Genomic DNA, 23,259 nt, shown 5'->3' with positions numbered 1-23,259 from the left:
TCATTCCGTTTTGCGCGCTTGGACCAGAACGACCCAATCCGACGTTCTATCCTTTTTGCTCGGAGGGAGTCCGAGAGACTGTTTACCAGAACCTGAAATAGATTTTACTTTTCCTTTTTGAAGTGCGCCTCCTGCTCTAGGGTTGTACCATGAAACCTCATATGTTCCGTCTGAAGAACCGAAATCAAGTGTCGATTCCCCACCATTCTTTAAATAGACTACATAGGTCTGTCCTTCTTCGGCCAAAACATAATCGCCATCTGAGGAAACCAAACTATCATTGGGCTCCATATTCGATACGGGTATGCTATTGTCATTAAAAAAATCCAGGCAGATTTTACCTTGTTCCCACCATAGATCCCTAGAACGATAATCTTGTAAGGTGAGATCGGAATGTGGATGCTCATAGCCAAAATACCATTCGGTGCCCCAAGCACCCGCCATCATGGCACCCCAAAGTGCATTTTTTCGGGGAATATCATGCGAGGGGTCTTCTGCATCGGGGATTAGGGAATGTCTGTGGTCTCCGGGTTCATCGACGGCAACAGCCCAAACCTTACCGGCATCTTTTGCTTCCTTAAGTACTTTTAACGTCCATGGATGAACATTGATGAATTTTTCATTGTTCGTTTGTAAGGATGCCCCCGTAAATTTTGTATTTGGACCATAAATAGGGTCGTACCAATCCCCATTGTGGATGACCAAATGGTGCTTGTAGGCGTCAATGGAAGAAATATATTCCGCCAAACGAATTCGTTCCAAAGCATCTAAGGGGAATGTCGGTGGCGTTTCTGTCCAGTCGCCGGTTTCCTCCGCTAGGTTCCAATTCAGGGCCAAATGATGACCAAAGCGAGCAATCAATTCCCGATAGTAAAGTTTGGTATATAAGCCGGTTCCCCCATTATCCAAAAGCCCCTGATTTTCGTGTTCCAAGGTTTTAAAATGGAGAAACATTCCTAGTTTATCCGCATGTTCGAAAAGTATTTCCCATTGATCTAATTTAGAGGTATCGAATCTATCCCATGTGTCATAATCCACATAGGGGAACACATTTTGATCGTCCCCGGCGATGTTCATCGTCAAAAATGAGAAAACGTTCATCCCTTTGGAGGCTAGATAATTGATGGCTCCGATAATTTCTTTTCCTTTACCCTCTTTCCAGGTTGGATCACCCTCTTTCCAATCTTGTAAATGAGGCGACCATGTTTTGACCAATTCGTCTTTATGACCGTCATTTTGAAAGGTACCATCAAATTGGTCATAGGCTAGGAAATTTTCTGGTGCGTCAGCCCCACATTTCAAAAATGTCTCCCCATTGGCGAACTTCAAGTAGCGGCTGCCCTGATATTGTAATTGACCTTTCCCTCTAAAGTCCCTTCCGGTTTTATCGGATGCAAGAACCGTGAAAGTACCTTTGAGTCCGTCCATAAAACTGCCGCTTTTTAGTTTTTCGGAAGTACGGACTGCGGCCCACTTTCCTTTTTTAAAATCGACTTCGTAGGTCCACTTGCCGGTTTTGTGAGGCGCAATGTGCGCCTTCCATATGTTTCCGGAAGTACTGCCGCTATTTGCCGCGTCCCCATCGCTGGCATAGTAACCAGGGATAATCCGTTTTTCCCCGGATTCATGTGTGAACGTCACATTCAGCCGATAGTTTAAGAAAGGGTTTTCTTCTGCTTGTTCGGAGGTTTCAGGACCATTAAATATCAAGGTGATCTTGTGCCATTGTTTCAATTCTCCTTGAATTTCTTGAGCACTTAACGGCTGTATCGAAAAAAAAAGAAGTAGTGGCAATGCGAATTTGAATAGGTTCATTTTATGTTTATTTTGAAGGTAGAATGTACAACTTATCTTTTACAAAGTTTGGATCGAACAGTACATCAAATGTTTAATTATATGCAACAAATTTTGGTATCGCCGCACTTCATACGGTCGTCAGTACACTTTGAAGAAAAGCAATAGTGCTACTTAGCCTAAACTTTTGCTATAGGCGATAATGATAATTCCTATAATCATACAGGCCAAACCACCGAATAAGGCCCCTCGGGCCCTCGGAGAAGCTTTTACCCATTCTTTGGTCATCAGACCACTGACAATAGCCGTTGCAACGGCTGACGTATTAAAAATGGCATAACCAACGGTATTCCCGGAAGCCCCCAATTTTGAGGCTGCATAACCGAATAGGGCAGAGGCGGCATAGTGAAAAATGGCCATGATCAAAATCAAAAAGAAATTTTTTGTGAAGGCTGGAGTGCTAAAATCACCCCAAGCTTTTTTCGTGCTTAATTGCCATAGAAAATAGGCGGTCATCACAATTCCACCACTGATGAATATGGGAAACATTACGGCAACACCGGTAATCCAATCGGCATTGTCATAGTGCTTCAGGGCTTCTGTAAGGTAGGGAGCACCGGCCGCATTGGCATAGCTAAAACCGGTGGCTAACAGTCCACCGATGACTGCAATGAGTATGCCCGTGGTCATAGATTTTTTTCCTGTCGATACGATATCCACTTTTTCTTCCGCCTCGTCTTTTTCGCGCATAAGGCCCGCTTTCCCGTTCAGAATGACACCGATCAAGACAATGATGATACCCAACAAAATAAATAGGAGCACGTTGTTCGGTGGCAAGCCATCAACAACAAAGGGGAGTAAGGAACCTATCAAAATGACCGTTCCGATAAAGAGCGAGAACCCCAGGGAAAGCCCAATATGGTTGATGGCCTTGCTCCACATCATCACCCCGATACCCCATAGAAAACTGGTTAGCCCCATTTTTATCCAAATCGCTGTTGGCATGTTTCCGAAGACATCCGCAAATCCATCAATTAAAGTAACGGAGGCGATTATCGGCACTACGAACATGGTCAGCAGAAAGAAGAGGCTCCAGGTATTTTCATACGTAAAGTCCTTGGTGAATTTTTCCGGAAGCGCATAAAGGCCCAGCATTAATCCGGCGAAAATTGCGAGCAGAATACCTGTTGTCATCTTTTTGGTTTTAGTTAAATAGACGGTCTTTCATTCACTACCAATCGAATTTAAAAATGGTAGTGCTATTATAGATTTCCCCTTTCTTGAGGATACTTTTTGGAGAATCGGGAATATTAGGTCCGTTGGGATACCGATGTGTTTCACAACAAAATCCGCGAAATTTACCATACTGGAGGCCTGACTCCCGTTTTAGGGCGTCCGAGGTGTATTTGCCGGTATAAAAAAGCATCCCGGGTTCGGTGGTCAAAATTTCTAAGGTTCTTCCACTTTTCGGTTCATGTATTTTTGCCACTTTGTCAAGATCAAAACCCTTTGCCTCAAAAAGGTAAAAATGCTCAAAACCGTCCCCCATAGCTTTATGGACCTCGCCTATCAACTTGCCTTCCCTAAGGTCATCCGGAGCATTACTAACGGAAACCGTTTCTCCGGTAGCGGCTCCTGTTTCATCCCAAACTTGTTTTTTATCCGAATGGATCTGGACCCGATGCCCCTCGATGTCTTCTACGAAACCGGAAAGGTTGAAATAGGTATGATTGGTCATTGTAAAGGGAGTGTCTGCATCGGTAGTAGCTTGATAATCAATTCGCAGCTCATTTTCATCAGTCAAGGTAAACTTGACCGTGGCTTCCACATTACCGGGAAAGCCTTCTTCCAAATGGCCACTTTGCAGGGTCATTTTTAGTTGTGCGGCATATCCATCATACGGCTGTACCTGCCATATTTTCTTATCAAAACCGATTTGACCTCCGTGAAGATTATTCTCACCAACCATTTGAGCCAATTGGTATTCTTCATCGTTCAAGAGGAACTTTGAATCTTTGATATGGGAGCAATACCGGCCAACTGTCCCTCCGAAATAGGGTGCATTGGCCTGATACTCTGATGAAAAGTAACTTTTGAACGTATCGAAACCACAGACGATCTCTGATCTTTCCCCACTTCTATCCGGTACCAATATGGAGGTTATGGTCGCGCCATAATTGGAAATTTTGACAGACATACCGTTGTCGTTTTGCAAGGTAAATCGTTGAACTTCTTTGCCTTCAAGTTTCCCAAAATAGGTCGCTGCGGTCTTCATTGGTGTTGTTGATATGGATTCAATTTGTCCCAATCAAATTCGACTCCTATGCCTGGGACATCCGGAGCGACGGCACGGTGATTTTTAACAACCAAAGGTCTTTTGGTGTACTGGTCTATGGGGAAACTATGGACTTCCAACCATCCTGAATTGGGTTGCGCCGAAACTAGGCTCACATGTAACTCTTGCATGCCATGGGAGCAAACGGGAATACCGTATTTGTGGGCCAAGCGCGCGGCATTCAACCAACCTGTTATTCCACCACAGTTGGAGGCATCTGGTTGTAGGTATGAGAGTTTCGCTTGTTCCATAGCATATTTGAATTCATGTATGGTGTGCAAGTTCTCGCCCATAGCCAGGGGGAAACCGGTAGCGTCCGCTATTTCGGCAAAGCCTTTGTAATTGTCAGGGATAATTGGTTCTTCAAACCAAGTAATATCAAATTGTCTGAATCTTTCAATAGCTCGAATCGCTTTCTCGATAGTCATTGAATAGTTGGCATCGACCATAAAAGTGACCCCAGGCCCGATAAATTCCCGTACTGCTTTGATTCGCTCGATATCCTCATCCAAGTTTTCACGACCGATCTTGATCTTAACGGCATTGAATCCGGCGGCTAGATAACCTTCTATATTTTTCAACAATTTCGGAATAGGAAACTGTAGATCAATTCCTCCGCAATAGGCTTTACACGTATTTGCGTGACCCCCGGTCATTTTCCAAAGGGGTTGGTCCGCTCTTTTGCATTTGATATCCCAAAGGGCGATATCGATGGTCGAAATCGCAAAGGATACAATTCCACCACGGCCGACATAATGCATATGCCATTCCAGAAAGTCATACATACCATCTACATCAGCCCCATTTTTTCCGATCAGCGCAGGGCGGATATCATGGTCTACCATAGCCTTAATGGCATGCCCTCCTTTACCCCCTGTATAGGTGTAACCCGTTCCATGAGTACCGTCCTCCAAGATGATAGTCGTTGTGACCAACTCGAAATGGGTATGGTCGCCGTGTTTGGCGTCGTTCAACACTTCGGGTAACGGCACTCGGAACAAGGTACAGTTAATGGTCTTTATCTGTGTGCCCATTTATGCTTTATGCCTAATGTAAAAGGTCTTTTTTTCCAAGTATTGTTCGAATCCATATTTGCCATCCTCACCGCCGCTACCGGAAAGTTTGTAACCATTGTGGAAACCCTGGTGTTGCTCTCCGTGACCTCGATTGACATAGATTTCGCCATATTCCAATTCGTCATTACATTTCATAATGGTATTCATGTCGTTCGTAAATACCATAGCCGCCAAACCGTATTCGCAATCATTGGCATACCCTACAACTTCATCGAAGGTCTTGAATTTCAGTACGGGCAGAATCGGTCCGAAAGACTCCTCGTGTACAATGGTCATGTCTTGTTTGACATCCGTTAAAACTGTCGGCTCAAACCAATAGCCTTTTTCGAATTGACTTCCTTCTGGGCGTTTGCCTCCTGTAGCCAATGTGGCGCCCTCTTTCAAACTGATTTCCACTAAATGCTGCATATGTTTCAATTCGGAGGCATTAACCTTTGGTCCCATATCAGTATCCCCCAACATGGGATCACCAACTTTCAAGGCTTTGGTCTTGGCAATGAATTTTTCCATGAAAGGTTCGTAGATGCCCTCATGAACGTACATACGCTCGTTGCAGGTACAAACCTGTCCGCAGTTGTCGAATCGCGAATGCAGGGCAGCCTCTACAGCTGCATCAATATCTGCATCCTCAAATACGATGAAAGGAGCCTTGCCACCGAGTTCCAGTTGTACGTGGGTCAGATTTTGGGCCGCATTGCGGGCGATTTGTTGCCCAACGGGAGTAGAACCGGTCATCGTAACCATTTTCGTAATCGGACTCTCCACAAGGGCATTTCCCATGGCGCGTCCAGGACCTGTAAGAATGTTGAGAACCCCATCTGGGAGTCCTGCCTTTTTAGCCAAATAACCTAATTCCAAAGTTGACAGGGGTGTTTCGGAAGTGGGTTTGATCACCACGGTGTTTCCTGCTATTAATGCGGGACCTAATTTACGCCCGGCCAAAGCCAATGGAAAGTTCCATGCGGTGATGGCCACAACAACACCTCTAGGAATTTTTTGTATCCATATCTGCTCATTGGGGTTGTCGGAAGGAATAATATCGCCCTCTATCCGTCGCGCTCCCTCACAGGCATATTCAATGAAAGAAGCAGTGACGGCAACCTCCATTTTTGCAACTTTAAGCAATTTGCCCTGTTCCTTGACCAGAAGTTCGGCTAAATAGTCGGCATTGGCTTTGATTTCATCGACCAACTTATATAATAATTCCGCACGCTGCCTGGCAGGTAATTTTTTCCATGATTTTTGGGCTCGTTCCGCTGCTTCCAAGGCCATCTGTGCTTCTCCTACGGTACCATTTTGGACTCTCCCCACAATTTCCTCTGTTGAGGGATTGACCACATCAATAGTATCGCCGGAAGCCGAGGTTATCCATTTGCCGTCTATAAATAGTTGATATTCTTTAGGGTCTGTCATGATATGATTACTTAAGGTATTTTTTATTTGAGATGCACTTTATTCGGGCTTCGGCTACGCTCAGCCTTCGGCTTTTTGACATCGTTTTGTTGGTTATTCAGCCTTCGGCTTTTTGTTTTGACTTCGGTCGGTTCTGGGTTAGCGTCCCATCCAGCCACCGTCAACGAGCATTGTTCCACCATGCATGTAACTTGAGGCATCTGAGCATAGGAAGACTATCGGCCCTTTGAAATCTTCGGGTTGTCCCCATCTTCCGGCCGGGATACGTGCTAGAATCGATTCGTTTCGTTCTGGGTTGTTGCGTAAGGCCTCCGTATTGTCGGTACTGATGTAGCCTGGGGCAATGGCGTTCACGTTGACCCCTTTACCGGCCCACTCATTGGCAAAGGCCATGGTCATTTGACCAATAGCACCTTTACTTGCTGCATATCCGGGAACGGTAATTCCCCCTTGAAAGGTGAGGAGGGAAGCGGTGAAAACAATTTTACCTTCACCTCGTGCGACCATTTCCTTTCCGAGCTCACGAGTCAATACAAACTGTGCTGTTTGGTTGACTTCGATTACCTTATCCCAGTATTCATCGGAATGTTCTACCGCCGGTGCCCTTAAAATGGTACCTGCATTATTGACTAAAATGTCAATTTTGGGATAATCATCCTTTACCTGTTTTATAAATGCATAAAGCGATTCACGCTTGCTAAAATCACATTGGTAGGCCTTGAATTTTCTGCCCAGCCCCTCGACTTCTTGCTCAACAATGCTTCCGTAAGGTTCCAAGGAGGCACTGACACCGATGATATCCGCGCCAGCTTCTGCTAAAGCAACCGCCATTCCTTTGCCGATTCCCCGTTTACAACCGGTAACTAATGCCGTTTTTCCCTTTAGACTAAATTGATTCAATATACTCATTGATTAAGTGATTTATATTTTAGTGTTTATTTGATGGGTCTTTCTTAGGATTGACAATCCATTAAAACCTTCATCCCATCCGGATTGTTATCGATGTTTTCAAAAACCTGTTGAATATTGGTCAAAGGTTGAACGTCTGTTATCATCTGCTCAAACGGTAGTGCATTTTCGGTAATCAGTGCTATGGCTTTTTCATAATCCTCTTTTTCATAAACTCGGGCTCCGATGAGTTTCAGTTCTTTCCAAAAGAACTTGAAAAGGTCAATTTCTCTTTTTTGCCCGTGTATGGCCACCATGAGAATTCTACCACGAATTCCTGCAATCTCTGTCATGACATCCAATGCGGGTTGCACTCCGGCCACTTCAAAAACGACATCGGCCCGTCGCCCCTCGGTTTGTTCCTTCACATATTCGACCAAATCCAACTTTAGTGGATTCACCGCATGCAACCCCAACTCTTTTGCCTTGGCGACACGATTCTCGTTCACTTCCGAGACAATGACATTCGCCCCACTTTCTTTGGCGACCAGCGCCACCAATAGTCCGATGGGACCGCCGCCTAAAACCACTGCGGTTTCCCCCGTCTTTAATTCGCTGAGACGCACATCGTGCACCGCTACGGACAAAGGCTCGATCAAGGCAGCCAATTTTAAATCGGTCTCGGCTCTGAGCTTATGAAGCGTGAAGGCGGGTACGTTCCAATACTGCTGCATGGAACCCGGACTGTCGATGCCAATAAATTTCAAATCTTCACAGATATGATTAAAGCCTTTGTCGGAGGGTTTGACCCCACGGTCATCTAAAGGCCTTACCACTACCTTTTCCCCAACTTCAAAACCAGTAACCTCTTCGCCTAAGGCGTCTACTGTACCCGACATTTCATGACCTATAGTTACCGGAATATTCACGCGTTGATCCATCATTCCGTGATAGATATGTACATCGGTACCACAAACACCTGAGTAGGCCACTTTGATTCGTACTTCTTCTGCAGACGGACTTTCCATCTCCTTTTCTATGATGGAAAACGTCTTATTCCCCTGATATACTGTTGCTTTCATTGTTTTAATGTATGCGTTACACGCTGTTTATTTTGATTTTACTCCTTTGGCCACATGCCTGGTTTTTCGTTTCGACGAGAATCGCATGATACTTTGATAGTCACTATTGTTATACACATGGGTGAGTCCCCAACGGAGAATTTCAGTAGGTTCCTTTTCGTTGTCTGCCGTGCGGTTCAGACCGATGGCATGCGCGTTTACCCCTGGAATAACCGACATGATTTCAAAGTTGATTCCATCGGGCGCCCATTGAATGGTATTTTTTTCGGGACCATCGGTGGTAATCAATGAAGCGATACCCCCATTATAAGGCCAAACACAGATTTCATGTCCGCTATTGCTTATCGGGTTGTACAAGGATTTTACATAAGGTCCTTTTGGATTATCGGCAATGGCTACTCCATGGCGGATCTGCCTACCTCCAAAGGTGATTTCCTCACCCATTTGCTCACCTTTATAATACAAATAGAACTTGCCTTTATAGGGTAGAATACAAGGGTCGTGTACTTTATGACTATCAAAATCCCCCTTTTTTTCTACCATAAAGCGATTTTGTTCCTCACCCTTCCAGACCCCATTATCGGCAGGTAGTAAAATGGGTTCCTCGCTTTTTGTCCATGGCCCATCAGGGGAATCTGACCAAGCCAGCCCCACTGTGTTTTTTACACGGACATTATAAGGCGATTTGACCGCCTGGTAGCTTAGGTAATAGGTATCTTCCCATTTCATGATTTCGACCGTAAAGACCGAGCGGTCATCATAAGCCCCCTTTTGTCCTCTAGGTACGGCCAGACCTTCTTCTTTCCAAGTCCATCCATCTTCTGAAGTCGCATACCAGATGTCACAACGATCCCAAGGGAATACCTTTTCGGTTTCTATATTACCTCCAAAACCTTGAGTTGGACCGGTACTCTTCGTATACCATACATAGTATTTGCCATTTTCTTTGATGATGGCGCTGGGATCCCTACGTACCACTCCTTTTTCGTAGGCCAAATCACCCTTTAAGGGTTCTAAAGCACCAAATTGAATGAACCATTCATTGCCAAGGTCAATAGGCCATTCCAAGGCCCTTTTTGAAGCTGCGCTAAGGTATTCGGGATCGGTGATTCCTAAATGGTCGATTTGTTCTTGGGTTATTTTCATTTCGGAATCATTTTGGTCATTGGGTTCAGCGTCTTGATGTTGCGAATTACAACTTACGATCAATAGTGCGGAACATAGTAAAAAGGTAAAAATCTTCATTTTATATTTGGTTTATCTACAGGTGTCAAAAATAACTGGGCGAAGGGCTAAATATAATCGAATCACCCATTGCACTTAGGTTTACGAACTAGACAAAACCTAAACAGTGATTAAAATCCCTATAGATTCGCGATGAACTCCTCAAGATTGACACTTCTTTCCAGCCCCATTTTTTTGCGCAGTCTATAGCGTGTGGTATGTACCGATTCTACGGATATGCCCAGTAACCTTGCCATCTCCTTGCTTGAAAAATTGAGTTTGATCAGGGCGCAAATTTTTTGGTCTGACTGCGTGAGTTTCGGGTACCGGGTAGTCACCTTCTTATAAAACGCTTCATTGACCGCGGTAAAACGAAGTTTAAACTCCTCCCAGTTGTTTTGGTTACTGGTCGATATCGACTTCAGGACTTTATGGATTTCATCGGTTTTGATTTTGCCATCATTGCCTTTCAACGTACCCTTTAATTCTTTTAGAAATTCATCTTTTTCGACCAGTTGTAGGGCTGAGGTGGCCAATTCCTTGTTTTTTAGTTCTAGGAGTTCCTTCGCTTTTTGTATTTCCAATTCCTTGTTTCGTCTGATGAGTTCTTTTTCTATTTTATGTTTTGCACGGATCTGAAGAATATAGATGACGGCAATGATCAACGTGAATACCAAAGCGCCCAATAGGATGATACGTTGTAGAAAGGAGATTTTATCTTCTTGCTCTAATTGCTCTAGACGTTGCTTTTGAATGAGTTTTTCCTGTCGTTCTTTCTCGATCCGGTACTCATCCTTTATTTCTAAAAGGGGTTGGTTACCGGTACTACGGCTATCAAAGAACTGGGCATCCAGTTCCTTGGCTTTCTTTTGACTGTAAAATGCCTTTTCAAAATCCCCTTTTTCAATAAAGAGCTGGGCTAAGCGTTCATGCACCAACACGGAAAAATCGACGTGGCTGTTATACTCGGCTGAAATGGCCAGGGCTTTTTGGTAGTAGTTCTCTCTTTGCCTCAGATCATCAAGATTTCTGTAGATATCGCCCCAATAGGTATACACCAAAACCAGATAAGACGGGCGATGCTCTTGAAACCATGGTTCTATTTCATTGAGCATGGCTATGGCTTGATCGTTCTGTCCTTCCTGGGCCATAATAAAGGATTTTTCAAAATCCAAATAGGCTCGATCCAATTTATTCCTTTTGGAATCGTACTTCTGAAAGCAGCTATCGAGGTAGATTTTTCCGATTTCGGGTTTACCCAATTCACGATAGGTGGCACAAATCAGATAATAGTTTTGGACCAACGATGCCTCATCTAACGCTCCTTTTTTTACCAATGATTTGTTCAGGGCCAAGGAGGTGTTCAAATATTCAAAAGCTTTCCCCTCCTTTTTGTAGAAACTATACAACCGGCCAAGGCGATCGTATATCACTGCCTTAAGCGAATCGTTCTTCAAGTCATCTGCCAAAAAAAGCGCTAACCAAAGACCGTCATATGACTTGGCATAATCCACTTTTTGTCCGTAGTGGTAGGGCATTTCAAGCAGGGCGGCAATGGCATTCAAGGTATCTCCTTTCTTGAGAAAATCTTCATGTACTTTTTGCAGTAAGGTCACTGCCCGATCGGGGTTTTTAAAGCGAATGGCCTTGGCTTCATCGAAATATTCATCCGTGGTCAGTTCGCTCTGGGCAGCATCTGTATTTTGAGAACTGGCGACCAATATGCCCATGAGAAATGAACCCATAGTCAAAAACCGAACGACCGATATGCCATGGGCTGATCTTTTCATTTTAGGGATGTCTTGACTTTAAAGAGATCATGCGTATCATTATTGTTGGCCACCAGAACATACTTCGCCTTGCTTGAATAGAAGAGAATCATATCGCGCACATCCTTATCTGCAAAAAAGCCGGACTTCATAAAGGAAATAGGCTGAAATTCTCCTTTGCCATTTCCCTTCAAGAAAGTGCCGATACCGGCATCCGATCGCGTGGTCTCTACCTCGGAATGATGATTATTTCCGGCCAATAAGAGGTCTTTAAGACCATCACCATCAAAATCTTCGAATACGATACTGTTAACCGGCGACTGTTGTACGGCATTGTTAAAAGGAATAAAGGAAAAATCTTGTTTGCCATTATTCAGAAAGATACCCGATCTAAACTCGGTGGCCTTGTAGTGCAATGCGGTTTCAAGTTCTTCACCTACAATCCCTTTTAAGTCTTTCGTGGCAAATTCATTGTAGGTCGGTATTTTTTGGGCGAGATAGGGCAGCTGTTGTGTCATACAGGTTTTTCCCCTGACAGGAACTTGCTTTCCCTGGTACTCCTTGGCGAGAATGATATCTTGCGAACCGTTGAGATCAAAATCAGAGGTATAGATTTCAAACGGTTTTTCCGGCGATGCGTGAAATTTATAGTTTAACCCCAAGTTACCAGCAATGATATCTTGGTCACCGTCATTATCGATATCGGTTACCTGAAGTTCGTTCCACCATCCGACCGCTTCTGATAAGGTGGTGTATTTATCACTTCGGACCAGCTGGTTGTTTTGATTTAAAAAGACCTGTACGCCCATCCACTCACCAGTGATGACCAAGTCTGTTTTTGTATCGTTATCGAGGTCTACCCATTGTGCATCGGTGACCAGACCGATGCTATTAAGCTGGGGAGCTAATCTGTCGTTTTGGACCGTAAACCGCCCTCCATCGTTTATGAGCAATAGACTGCTGGCCGGATGGGGATATCTTCCCGTAATGACCCGACCTCCTAAGAACAGGTCGATATCACCATCGTTGTCATAATCAGAAGGTACGATGACCGATCCGGCGATTCCGACTTCCGGAATCGCGTCCGCAGCCTTTTCAAAATTACCGTGGCCGTCATTCAAATACAATCGGTCGACCAACAATCGAGGATTCTCCATGAACTCGTAGCTACCGCTTACGACATACAGATCATCATCTCCATCATTATCGGCATCGAAAAATGTAGCACCTACGTCTTCATACATTTTGTCTTTTGAGAATGCATCACTGTTTAGCGGTTTAAAAGGACCTTTTTTGTTTCCTAAAAGTAGTTGCCCACTTTGATTGCGTCCACCCCCGATAAAAAGATCTTCCAAGCCATCGCCATTAATGTCGCCTTTTGCTACCCCCGGACCGGTTTGGGATAATTTATGCGGTAGGAGTATTTGTATCGCATAATCATTAAAATAGGGGTCTTCGTGCAAAATTTGTGAATCGACTTTTTCAAATATTTTTTCATCGCTATGCGATACAACTGGTTCCGTTTCTTCAGCGAATTGATGGTTCATGAACAACCACTGATTGGCCATCACATCTTCCAAGACCTGTACCTTGCCATCGGGCCATATGATTTCCATCTTTTTGGCTTTCAAATGTTTGCCCATTCCGAAATGCAGGTTATTGGAAACCGATGATAAGAAACCACGGGTGTTGACCAAGGTTCTGACCTGTACGGAATCGTTTTCAAAATGTAGTTTTACTGTGGTTCCCACCCCATATTGATTATCACGCGGACCATCTAGACTAACCCTGAGGTAATAATTACGCTCGTAAGGATTCATTTTGTGGTTTTCCAGGAGGGTGGCCTTGTCATTGATGTTGTTGACTAGCACATCAAGGTCACCATCGTTGTCTAGATCGGCATATACCGCCCCGTTTGAGAAAGTAGCCTTGTTGTCGGACCATTCGTCGGTTACATCTTCGAACGTTCTATCACCCTTATTTCTAAAAAAATAGTTTTGAAGTTTTTGTTGCGGAAGCATTTTGGCAAATTGAAGAAAATCTTCGTCTGTAGGCTTGCGTTGATTGGCTTTGAGTATATCAAGTGTCTCGGCGAGCATATCACGATCCATAACATCTCGGTACACCCCGTTGGTAATGAATAGGTCATTGAATCCATCCAAATCAAAATCGGCGGATAAGATAGACCAACTCCAATCGGTATCGGCCATTCCAGCCATTTTGCTTACTTCGCTGAACGTACTATTGCCATTGTTCATATGCAGCATATTGTGCATGTATTGATGGTGATACCCCTCGTTGACCATCAATTCAAATTGCTCGATAGAGGTCATTGCCATGGTGGTCTTCGATCGCACGTAGTCTGCCGGATTCATATCCAAAGTCATCAAATCTAACAACCCGTCGTTATCAATGTCTGCCATGTCACTCCCCATGCTGTTGAATGACATATGCTTGAAAAACTGGTCTCTTGATTCTGTAAAGGAACCATTCTGGTTATTGATGTACACCAGATCCGGAACATTGAAATCATTACATACATAAATATCCGGCCACCCATCATTATTTAGGTCACCGACCTGTGGATTAAGACCAAAACCAATATCGTTTTGTAGCCCTGCCTTTTTGGAAACATCGGTGAAATGCCCACTACCATCATTTTGATACAATCGATCACTTCCTTTGAGTTCTAAGGTCTTGGGGTCTTTCTGAATTTTTTCCAAATCCAGCACTTCTGTTCTACTGGTAATATCCGGTGTATTGGAAACATAGGCATCCAAATCACCGTCTTTATCATAGTCAAAAAAGGTGGTCTGTATGGTACGATTTGCATCCGCCAGTCCCATTTCCTCCGCTTTTTCGGTGAAGGTTTCATCGCCATTGTTCATATACAGGAGATTAGCGAACTTATTATTGTCATCTTTCCATCCCCCTCTGGAAACATAGATATCCAACATACCATCATTGTTGACATCAACCATAGTGACACCGGTGTTGAAGCCATCGTTGTGTATGATGCCCGCTTTCTGCGTTATATCGTTAAATTCAAGACCGCCCCTATTCAGGTACAGCTTATCCTCTCCTGAATTGGAGGTGAAGTACACGTCTACAAAACCATCTTCGTTAAGATCACCGACAGCAACACCTCCGCCAATGTAGGTGTACATATATTGGTAGTAATTTGATTCTAGGGTCTCTTCCAAAGTATTCACAAAATCTATTTTTGATCGCTCTGGGGAAACTTCAGTGAACATTTTCCTTTGTGGATGTGCATTGACGCTACTCCCTTTTTTTGAATTCGATTTTTGACACGATTGAAAAAGAAAAAGGAGCAGTGCAAGGACCGGAAGAAAAAGTTTAGAAAATGGTGTTACTCTCTTATTGTACATCGAAAAAGTGTCTGAATAGTAATGTTCTAAAATACGAATAATTAAAATCAAGGATGGGATCTAACCTTGCTTATTACATGAAGAATTGACTAAAAAAGCAAAGCGGTAAAGTATAAACCTTACCGCCGTACTAAAACTAAAATAAACTAACTCAATTCTTATTAATTCCCAAGATTTGGTAGCCTAGCTACTTCTCCTTCTGGAAGTGGTGCAAAGTAATTACTAGTGGATAGACCACCTAAGATCGGGTTTGAAGGAGCAGTAAGCGGTGTCGGTGTACCATTGCCATCTCCATCAAAAACGGTTCCTATAGAAACCCTTGGGTCTCTGGCGGTTCCACCTAAGGCCGCCTCGACTTGTTCCTTACGCACTAAATCGTTCCAACGCAGATATTCGCCGGCCAATTCCCATTTCCGTTCTTGGAATGCCAAGTCTTGAATGGTACCATCGGCTGCACTTACATCTGGAAGACCTGCCCTGGTGCGTACGGCATTCAAGGCAGCCCATGCATCGGCTCCTGCGGATCCCGCTTCCCCTGAAGCTTCGGCATAGATCAATAATATTTCGGCATATCTCATAAAGTAATCGTTTCTGTCACTTTGAAACCCTTGCCATGTGCCTTCCTCGAAAGGACCTACGATTTTTCGGAATACCGGATTTTGCTGATCCTTGAATTCTGTCCATGGTAACGAGTCAACGGGTGTGGTCGATGCATCGGAAATGATACTTCCGTCAGCGGCTAGAGGCATGGCTACATGATAGGTAGCATCTTTTCTTGGCCCTTCAGGAAAATCTTCAAAAAAGCGGATTTCGGCAAATGTCTCTTGCCAACCATTGGTCGGGGCACCGCTAGGAAGACCTAATTTGCCATGTTTACGATTCGCAAGACCACAAGGGGTACAATATGCAATGGTAAATAAAGATTCGGAATTGAATCTTCCGGCAATGGTATACAGACTGGCCATATCATCAACTAGTGCAAAACCATGTTCCCCAGCATTGTCCATGACTTGTTTCGCACTTGCCGCTGCCTCTGCATATTTACTGGCGTCTTTTACTGGAAACCCGGCCCAATCTAAATACAATCGAGCCAAAATAGCCCTAGCTGATCCGGCATTCGGCCTCGCGGCTCCGAGTTCCGTAGCCGTTGGGAGCAAGGATTCCGCCCGTAGCATATCGCTTTCGATTTGTTGATACACTTCTACTTGAGAGGCCAGTCCAATTTCTGGATCTACTTCAATGGAGAGGGGTAAGGGAATCCTACCGTGTACACGTGCCATTTGGTAGAACATCAATCCTCTTAAAAAATACGTCTCTCCTGTAAACACATCTTGGGCTCCTTTTTCGGTCAACTCGACCCCTTCTAAATTGGTCAGTACCGTGTTTGCCGCTAGCACCATCGAATAGACACCACGCCAGTTGGTGGCTGTTCTACCGTTGGATTGTACCACATTTCGTTGGTCGTATTCCCGGAAATCTGCCTTGTTACTGGCTCGGTGTGTCGTGATATCATCACCTGACCAGCCATTGACATAAAAAGTGGTCATCCACGCCGCTGATCTTAATTGCCCATAAATACCATTTACGGCCAGCTCCAATTCGGCGATGTTATTGTAGGGAACAACGGCCAGTAATGCCTGAGTCGGGTCTTCTTCCAAATCAAACTGTTCACAACTATTTATGGTCATGGAGAAAGCCAAGAGGCCCGCCATCCAGAGCTTCACTTTCATAGCGTTATAAAATTTCATTGTTTTCATATTTTGTATTTTTTTCATAGTTATATTAAAACCCAACCTTTAAACCAATTGAAAGTGTTCTGGGATTTGGATAGGCACCAATATTAATACCAGCAGCGGCATCTTCGTTTCCTTGATTGTTCGTCCTTCTTGAGGTGGATTCAGGATCATATCCGGAATAATCCGTAATCAAAAACAAGTTCTGACCACTGGCGTAGATTTTAAGAGAGGTTCCTTCCAAGCCGGCAACATCTTGAATGGTATAGCCCAATGCTAAGTTTGTCAACCGGATAAAGTCACCTTTTTCCACATACCGCGAGGACTCATATAGGTGAGCGAAGGCGGGGATGTCCGTTTCATTGGTTGGGGTCCAAGCATTTACCTGATCACTGGCCAGGAAGCTTCTAGAATCTCCAGCGCCACCAGTGATACCACCTTGCTGAACGTTATAAACATCAAATCCATGTTGCCCTTGAACAAAAACATTTAAATCCCAGTTCTTATAATTGACCGAATTGTTCCAACCCCAGGTGAAATCAGGGGTACCATTACCAATAGCACCAAACAATATCTGGTTGTCTTCGTCCAACAGGTATTTGGCATCACCAGGCACGGCCACTGGGTTTCCTTCTGAATTCAACGGAATATCATCGGTTGTTTTCCAGGTACCCAAGAAAGTGGCTCCGAAGAATTGCCCAATAGGTTGACCGACTTCGATACCGTTTAATATATTGCCTTGACCACCCGGAGCGGTAAATCTTCCTTCGATACGCTCTAATCCATCATATAAGGATGTTACCTCATTTTTAACATAGGACAAGGCCAAGTTTGAATTCCAATTCAGGTTTTCTGTACTGAGAATGTCATATCCGATGGTAAAATCGACACCGATATTTTCCATTTCCCCGACGTTTCGACGGACCGTAATCTGTGAATTGTTTCCCCCAAAGGTGTCCGGTAAGGCGACAGGTAACAGAATGTCGGTAGTTGTTTTCTGGTATCCTTCAACCGTAATATTACCTCGACCATTGTTGAACCCTAAATCGACTCCAACATTGAATTGACTGGTGGTTTCCCAAGTCAAATCAGGATTCCCTATTCTATTCAAACGCGTACCTGCCGTTGCCGAACTACCGTCAAAGGCATAGCTGTTGAATGCCGGTGTAGTAAAGGTGTCAAATGGATCAACATTCTGATTACCTACCTGGCCCCAACCTGCTCTTAGCTTTAAACTACTTATGGCTTCCGATTCTCCAAGCATATCATTGAAACTATAAGCCAGCGCTACAGAAGGGAAGAAACCCCAACGGTTTTCTTCTCTAAATACGGAAGAGGCATCATAACGGCCTGTAGCCGTTAGAAACAGATTGTTGTCTAAAATGTATTCAGCACGTAACATAAAGGAAGAGAGTTCTCTTGGTTCAAGACGGTTATTGACAGTCTGTCCTGAGTTCGGAGCTAGCTCTGCAAAATAGAAATTTTTACCATCTAAGCTCAAATCATTGGCGTCATATCCATTGACAACGCGTTTGGCATTGGTATATTCTTGAACTCCCGTTAACTTGATATCATGTTTTCCAAACTCTTTTTGCCAAGTCAGGATATTGGTCAATTGGAAGGAGGTAAACTTGTTATTTTCAAATGAAGTATGCGGCAATTGATCATCGCCCACTTCGACCGCATAGCGTTGTATATTGAAATTATTCACCTGCGAACCTAAGGTCATTGAATAGGAGAAGTTATCGGTAATGTCATACTTTACGTTAAGAACCCCGTTCAATCGTTCATTAATATCACGAATGTCGGTATCATTTAAGGTCCTGACCGGATTATCATTCAATGAGGCTATACCTTTTAATGATCTAATATTGTAATTGCCATCCGCATCGAATACAGGAGTGGTAGGATCCCAGGTCAAAGCTTTATAGATAAAACTACCTTGTCCGTTACCAAATCGTTGCACGTTGTTTTTGAGTTCACCCCTAACGGCAAAAATATTCACCCCTACCTTGAGTTTGTCGGTGACTTGGGCGTCGATATTGGAACGAACTGAAAGTTGTTGTAATCCGGTATTGATAACTACACCTTCTTCATCCCTATAATTACCGGATAGGAAATAACTCAGTTTTCCTTCGGAGCCACTGGCCGAAATTTGGAGATTTTCACTGATCCCCGTTCGAAGTAGTTCATCTTGGTAGTTGGTACCCCCATTTGCCGCTAGATTCGATATTTCCGCATCCGAGAAAATCGGGCTTCCCCCGGTCTGGGTTCTTCTTAAATTTTCTATTCTAGCAAACTCGTCCGGATTATCTGCCAATGTCGGTAAAAATCTTGGTACACTAGAGATAGTTGTAAAGAAATCAACATTTATTCTTCCTTTTCCCGAACCTCTTTTTGTCGTAATGATGATTACCCCGTTTGAACCTCTTACCCCGTAAATGGCAGTTGCGGAAGCATCTTTTAAGATGTCCATGGTTGCAATGTCATTCGGGTTGATAGTGGTGAGGTCCGCACCTTGTATTCCGTCAATAACTACCAACGGGCTATTATCACCTTCTATGGAGTTGACCCCTCGAATACGTACTTTGATCGCTCCACCGGGCTGTCCGTTCGCTCGGGCTACGGTTACACCCGCAGCTCTACCTTGTAAGGCTTCTTCAACCCTTGTGACCGGTTGATCTTCAAAGGCCTCGGTGGTTACCCTTGAAACAGCACCAGTAAGGTCACTTTTCTTGGCCGTTCCATAACCGATAACGATTACCTCATCTAATTGACTGGCATCCTCCGCCAATTGAACGTTGATGGTAGTTTGATTTCCAACGGTAACGTTTTGTGTCGCGTAACCTAAGTAGGAGAAAACAAGTACGGCATTAGATGAGACATCAATGGTGAAATTACCATCAAAATCGGTTTGCGTACCATCTGTAGTACCCTGCACAACAATGTTCGCACCCGGTACGGGTCCCCCAGTCTCGTCAGTTACTGTTCCTGTAACCGTTTGCTGTGCCATAGCGCTTTGCATACTCAAAAGCACCAAAAACAGCCCTGTCAGGAAGCATTGTTTTAAAAGTTTGAAGAATTGTTTTTTCATAATCATTGGTTTAAGTTGAAATAGTTCTGAGTTAAAAAATATTTTTAGGGTCGGTTCTTTTTGTTGAAAAACAGTATGATATTCTTAAATTTTTACCACTTGAATGTTGATTCCGCAATTTGATTTAAGTAAAACTAAGAATAGTGCATCACCATAATAAAAATCGCACTAGACTAAAACTAGACAAAGGCGACAGTCCGCTGATTTTCTCGAATTTTAACATTTTCGAGACATCATTGACAGCATTATTGACTTTCGCGGTGTTAGAATTTAACATTGTTTGTGTGTCATTCGTTATTTAATACATTTAGTGTACCTAGACAATTCGATAACGTACACCAACAAATGTGATGAACTTTAAACTGGTACTAGTGAACAAATGGTTCCTAGTGTATTACATATGATTTTAATATTGCTTTAACAAAAAATATCATCTTGAAATGTTCTTTTTCATTAAAGTGGCCATGTTCGATTGTTTAAAATTAGCGAGTAGTATCTGTTTCAAATGAACTGCCATTAACCGATGGTGGCACTATTTTAACAAGGGAAATGATCGGTTTTGATGGGTAGCCATCGAAATGTACTAGAAGTGACTATTTGAAAAGGAAGAGTACAAAAACCATAAGTCCGGCAAATATGGAGACTACCGCGGTTAATACACTAAAGGTCTTCAGCAATTTGGTCGTACCGATGTCATGTACTTCCTTGAACAACCAAAAAAAACTACTGTTTACTTGTATAACCCCTAATGAGCCAGCACCAATGGCAGCAGCCGTCAATTCAGGCGGGAGACTACCATTGGCAATTATGGGTGCCATAATCGAAGCGGTGGTAATCAATGAGACCGTAATAGAACCGGTAACGGTAGTAAACATAAAACTCAATAGAAAAGGCAACAGGATTCCGAAGGCTGACCATCCACTCGCATCGGGCAATAGCGCATTTACGATTTCCGTATCCTTGATTACCTGACCAAAGGCACCTCCGGTTCCGGTAATCAATATAACCGTAGCCGACTTAGCACCTGCTGTTTGAAAGAAGTCATTCAATTTTTTTGAGAAGCCCTTCCGTTCTAACAGGGGCAGCGCGAAAACGACGCCGATAAGAAGTGCCCAAACCGGATTTTTGATAAAAGCTATAACCGGCGTATCCGAAGAAAACAGATTTCCCATTCCCATCAAGATCAGTGGTATAAGTAGTGCTATGAAGGGCAAAGCGCGCTTTGATCCGTGTATCTTTTTTTTGTCGCCTTCATCCACAAGGAGTCTTTTACTAAGCGGAAGGGCGAGGTAGTGTTTGTTGAATTTTATCCAGAGCAATCCTCCAACGACCGCAACTAGGCCAACGGTCACATTAATCGGTATCATTCCGCCAATATCGGTTTCCAAAATGGCCGCTACGGCTAGCGGTCCCGGGGTTGGGGGAATCAAGGCATGCGCAACAGTCAAACTACTGGCCAGAGAAAGGCCTAATACAAGCACCGAATGTCCTGATTTACGCGATAGGGCAATGATGGTTGGCAACAGCGTCAGATAGGCGACATCGACAAAAACGGGAATACCGACTAGAAAACCGATAACGGCCATGGCCAGGGGCAGTCGCTTGATTCCAAAAACCTTGATGACGCTATCCGCAATTACATCGGCACCACCGGTTACCGCTAAAATCTCGCCCAATAAGGTGCCAAAAAGGATGACTAGGCCAATCCATTTTAGCGTATTGCCGAAGCCGCTTAAAAGGCTTTCCGTAACGGCCTCTACCGAACCACCGGAAGACAGTCCCAAAATCAAACCGGCAATCAGCAATGCTGGAATCGGATGCACTTTTAGTATCGTAATCGCGACTATGAGCAATACGATACATCCGATTAAAACAGCAAGGCCGGTCATTTATTCCCTATTTTAATTCCAGTTGTTCCACGCTCATCTGCTCCGTGCTACGAATGGCCTCATAGGCTTTGATCATTTGTTGTAATTTTTCGGGATTGGTTTTCGCCAAATTATTTTGCTGACCGATATCTTCCTTCAGGTTATATAGTAAGTACGCATCGGAATTCGCCAACTCGATATTCACCTGTGTATTGATTTGGGGTCCGTCATAGGGTGGGATCATTGCCCAATCGCCCTGTCGAAAAGCGGTTCTTGAAGTCGCTTCGATAACCATTTGCTCACGCCCTTCTTGACCTTGTCCCAAGAACAAATCCAATAACTCTTGACTATCATCCGTTCTTTCGTTGCTATCGACCAATGCGGCAATAGAAGAAAACAGGTCGAGTTGAGAAACCATCGCATCGGAAACACCGGAACTGATCTTACCTTTCCAATAGGTAAAGAAGGGAACGCGGGTACCCGCTTCGAATAAGCTATACTTTCCCCCACGGAGCACGCCTGCAGGGGTGTGGTCTCCTAATTTTTCTACCGAGTCATCATAATATCCGTCATTTACAACAGGCCCATTATCGCTGGAAAAAACAATAAGGGTGTTTTCTAACAGTCCTTCCGCTTCCAAAGTTTTTACAAATTCACCTACCATGGCATCCGCTTCCACAATAACATCACCCCTTGGCCCCATACCTGATGCACCTACAAATCTCGAATGTGGAGTTCGGGGTACGTGGGGCTGCTGCAAGGCATAATACAAGAAAAAGGGCTTGTCTTTATGCTCCTTCACATAGGTCTGTGCTTCAGCCAAAAAGTAATCCGCCATATCCTCATCAACCCATTTGGCGGCCTCGCCTCCTTTCATAAAGCCGATGCGGGGTATTCCGTTTACAATACTATTATTATGTCCATGGTGCCATTTCATTTTGAGCATTTCAGGATTTTCGAGCCCGGTGGGTTCCCCTTCAAAATTCTCTTGATAATTCACCTCAATGGGATCGTTTGGATCGAGATTGACGACATGTCCATTTTCAATATAAACCGTGGGTACCCTATCTTGGGTAGCGGCCAGAATGTTGCTGTAATCAAATCCCACTTCGTTAGGACCCGGGCTGATTCGTTCGTTCCAATTGACATTACCGGTACCAAGACCTAAGTGCCATTTTCCAACAATGCCCGTATGATACCCTTGCTTTTTCAACATCTTCGGAATCGTATTCTGCGCTGTGTCGATAATCAGAGGTGCTGTACCCGGAAGTATTTTCGCCTGTTCGTTCCTCCAAGGATAGATGCCCGTGAGTAGTGCATATCTGCTGGGTGTGCAAGTAGCGGAGGAAGCATAACCGTTGGTGAATCGCATTCCGCCATTGGCCAATCGATCAAGATTGGGTGTTTTCAATGCCGTAGCTCCATACGCGCCCAACTCTCCATACCCCAGGTCATCGGCATAAATGATGACGATGTTAGGTTTGGTTATCTCTTTGGGGGTTTCTACGCTTTTCTTTTCCTCTTTACACGATACAAAGGCCAGCAAAAAACCGACACTGATTAGGATATTTTTTTTCATGCTGTGGTATTTCAA

At 44.0% G+C, this 23,259-nt stretch carries 14 protein-coding genes; all 14 read right to left on the bottom strand.

What is annotated here, in order from left to right; translation table 11 throughout:
• On the bottom strand, positions 1–1,815 hold the full coding sequence (locus ACKWCA_RS14740; RefSeq protein WP_413978984.1) for a DUF5060 domain-containing protein: 1,815 nt from the start codon (positions 1,813–1,815) through the stop codon (positions 1–3).
• A gap of 153 nt (positions 1,816–1,968) precedes the next feature.
• Complete coding sequence (locus ACKWCA_RS14735; protein WP_413978983.1) at positions 1,969–2,988, bottom strand: L-rhamnose/proton symporter RhaT; 1,020 nt, start codon at positions 2,986–2,988, stop codon at positions 1,969–1,971.
• 37 nt (positions 2,989–3,025) lie between these two features.
• Positions 3,026–4,069, bottom strand: coding sequence for an aldose epimerase family protein (locus ACKWCA_RS14730; protein WP_413978982.1), 1,044 nt, complete (start codon positions 4,067–4,069; stop codon positions 3,026–3,028).
• Positions 4,066–5,163: a mandelate racemase/muconate lactonizing enzyme family protein gene (locus tag ACKWCA_RS14725; RefSeq protein WP_413978981.1), complete on the bottom strand. Its 1,098-nt coding sequence runs from the start codon at positions 5,161–5,163 to the stop codon at positions 4,066–4,068. The genes ACKWCA_RS14730 and ACKWCA_RS14725 overlap by 4 nt, the downstream gene beginning before the upstream one ends.
• On the bottom strand, positions 5,164–6,618 hold the full coding sequence (aldA, locus tag ACKWCA_RS14720) for an aldehyde dehydrogenase (RefSeq protein ID WP_413978980.1): 1,455 nt from the start codon (positions 6,616–6,618) through the stop codon (positions 5,164–5,166).
• Positions 6,619–6,756: 138 nt separating this feature from the next.
• On the bottom strand, positions 6,757–7,521 hold the full coding sequence (locus ACKWCA_RS14715) for an SDR family oxidoreductase (protein ID WP_413979500.1): 765 nt from the start codon (positions 7,519–7,521) through the stop codon (positions 6,757–6,759).
• A gap of 50 nt (positions 7,522–7,571) precedes the next feature.
• Entirely contained in the window at positions 7,572–8,588 is a 1,017-nt protein-coding gene (locus ACKWCA_RS14710) for a zinc-dependent alcohol dehydrogenase (RefSeq protein ID WP_413978979.1), read from the bottom strand.
• A 27-nt stretch (positions 8,589–8,615) separates the two neighbouring features.
• Positions 8,616–9,734, bottom strand: coding sequence for a glycoside hydrolase family 117 protein (locus ACKWCA_RS14705; RefSeq protein ID WP_413979499.1), 1,119 nt, complete (start codon positions 9,732–9,734; stop codon positions 8,616–8,618).
• A gap of 218 nt (positions 9,735–9,952) precedes the next feature.
• Positions 9,953–11,602, bottom strand: coding sequence for a tetratricopeptide repeat protein (locus ACKWCA_RS14700; protein ID WP_413978978.1), 1,650 nt, complete (start codon positions 11,600–11,602; stop codon positions 9,953–9,955).
• Positions 11,599–14,970, bottom strand: coding sequence for a VCBS repeat-containing protein (locus ACKWCA_RS14695; RefSeq protein WP_413978977.1), 3,372 nt, complete (start codon positions 14,968–14,970; stop codon positions 11,599–11,601). The genes ACKWCA_RS14700 and ACKWCA_RS14695 overlap by 4 nt, the downstream gene beginning before the upstream one ends.
• A 161-nt stretch (positions 14,971–15,131) precedes the next feature.
• Positions 15,132–16,718, bottom strand: a complete 1,587-nt coding sequence (locus ACKWCA_RS14690; protein WP_413978976.1) for a RagB/SusD family nutrient uptake outer membrane protein — start codon at positions 16,716–16,718, stop codon at positions 15,132–15,134.
• Between the two features lie 34 nt (positions 16,719–16,752).
• Complete coding sequence (locus tag ACKWCA_RS14685; protein WP_413978975.1) at positions 16,753–19,797, bottom strand: SusC/RagA family TonB-linked outer membrane protein; 3,045 nt, start codon at positions 19,795–19,797, stop codon at positions 16,753–16,755.
• Between the two features lie 593 nt (positions 19,798–20,390).
• The gene (locus tag ACKWCA_RS14680; protein WP_413978974.1) at positions 20,391–21,686 is read right to left on the bottom strand and encodes a GntP family permease; all 1,296 of its coding nucleotides are present in this window, start codon (positions 21,684–21,686) and stop codon (positions 20,391–20,393) included.
• A gap of 7 nt (positions 21,687–21,693) precedes the next feature.
• Positions 21,694–23,244, bottom strand: coding sequence for a sulfatase family protein (locus ACKWCA_RS14675; protein WP_413978973.1), 1,551 nt, complete (start codon positions 23,242–23,244; stop codon positions 21,694–21,696).
• Between the last annotated feature and the right edge of the window lie 15 nt (positions 23,245–23,259).

Source organism: Maribacter corallii (assembly GCF_047345415.1).
Classification (GTDB): domain Bacteria; phylum Bacteroidota; class Bacteroidia; order Flavobacteriales; family Flavobacteriaceae; genus Maribacter_C.
Note: the sequence above shows the minus strand (reverse complement) of the source record. Positions and strands in the feature narration are given on the sequence as shown.

What these genes read in the sequence shown, in the direction of transcription:
- ACKWCA_RS14740 (WP_413978984.1), bottom strand. Translation starts at nt 1,815, where the DNA reads ATGAACCTATTCAAATTCGCATTGCCACTACTTCTTTTTTTTTCGATA.
- ACKWCA_RS14735 (WP_413978983.1), bottom strand. Translation starts at nt 2,988, where the DNA reads ATGACAACAGGTATTCTGCTCGCAATTTTCGCCGGATTAATGCTGGGC.
- ACKWCA_RS14730 (WP_413978982.1), bottom strand. Translation starts at nt 4,069, where the DNA reads ATGAAGACCGCAGCGACCTATTTTGGGAAACTTGAAGGCAAAGAAGTT.
- ACKWCA_RS14725 (WP_413978981.1), bottom strand. Translation starts at nt 5,163, where the DNA reads ATGGGCACACAGATAAAGACCATTAACTGTACCTTGTTCCGAGTGCCG.
- aldA (WP_413978980.1), bottom strand. Translation starts at nt 6,618, where the DNA reads ATGACAGACCCTAAAGAATATCAACTATTTATAGACGGCAAATGGATA.
- ACKWCA_RS14710 (WP_413978979.1), bottom strand. Translation starts at nt 8,588, where the DNA reads ATGAAAGCAACAGTATATCAGGGGAATAAGACGTTTTCCATCATAGAA.
- ACKWCA_RS14705 (WP_413979499.1), bottom strand. Translation starts at nt 9,734, where the DNA reads ATGAAAATAACCCAAGAACAAATCGACCATTTAGGAATCACCGATCCC.
- ACKWCA_RS14700 (WP_413978978.1), bottom strand. Translation starts at nt 11,602, where the DNA reads ATGAAAAGATCAGCCCATGGCATATCGGTCGTTCGGTTTTTGACTATG.
- ACKWCA_RS14695 (WP_413978977.1), bottom strand. Translation starts at nt 14,970, where the DNA reads ATGTACAATAAGAGAGTAACACCATTTTCTAAACTTTTTCTTCCGGTC.
- ACKWCA_RS14690 (WP_413978976.1), bottom strand. Translation starts at nt 16,718, where the DNA reads ATGAAATTTTATAACGCTATGAAAGTGAAGCTCTGGATGGCGGGCCTC.
- ACKWCA_RS14685 (WP_413978975.1), bottom strand. Translation starts at nt 19,797, where the DNA reads ATGAAAAAACAATTCTTCAAACTTTTAAAACAATGCTTCCTGACAGGG.
- ACKWCA_RS14680 (WP_413978974.1), bottom strand. Translation starts at nt 21,686, where the DNA reads ATGACCGGCCTTGCTGTTTTAATCGGATGTATCGTATTGCTCATAGTC.
- ACKWCA_RS14675 (WP_413978973.1), bottom strand. Translation starts at nt 23,244, where the DNA reads ATGAAAAAAAATATCCTAATCAGTGTCGGTTTTTTGCTGGCCTTTGTA.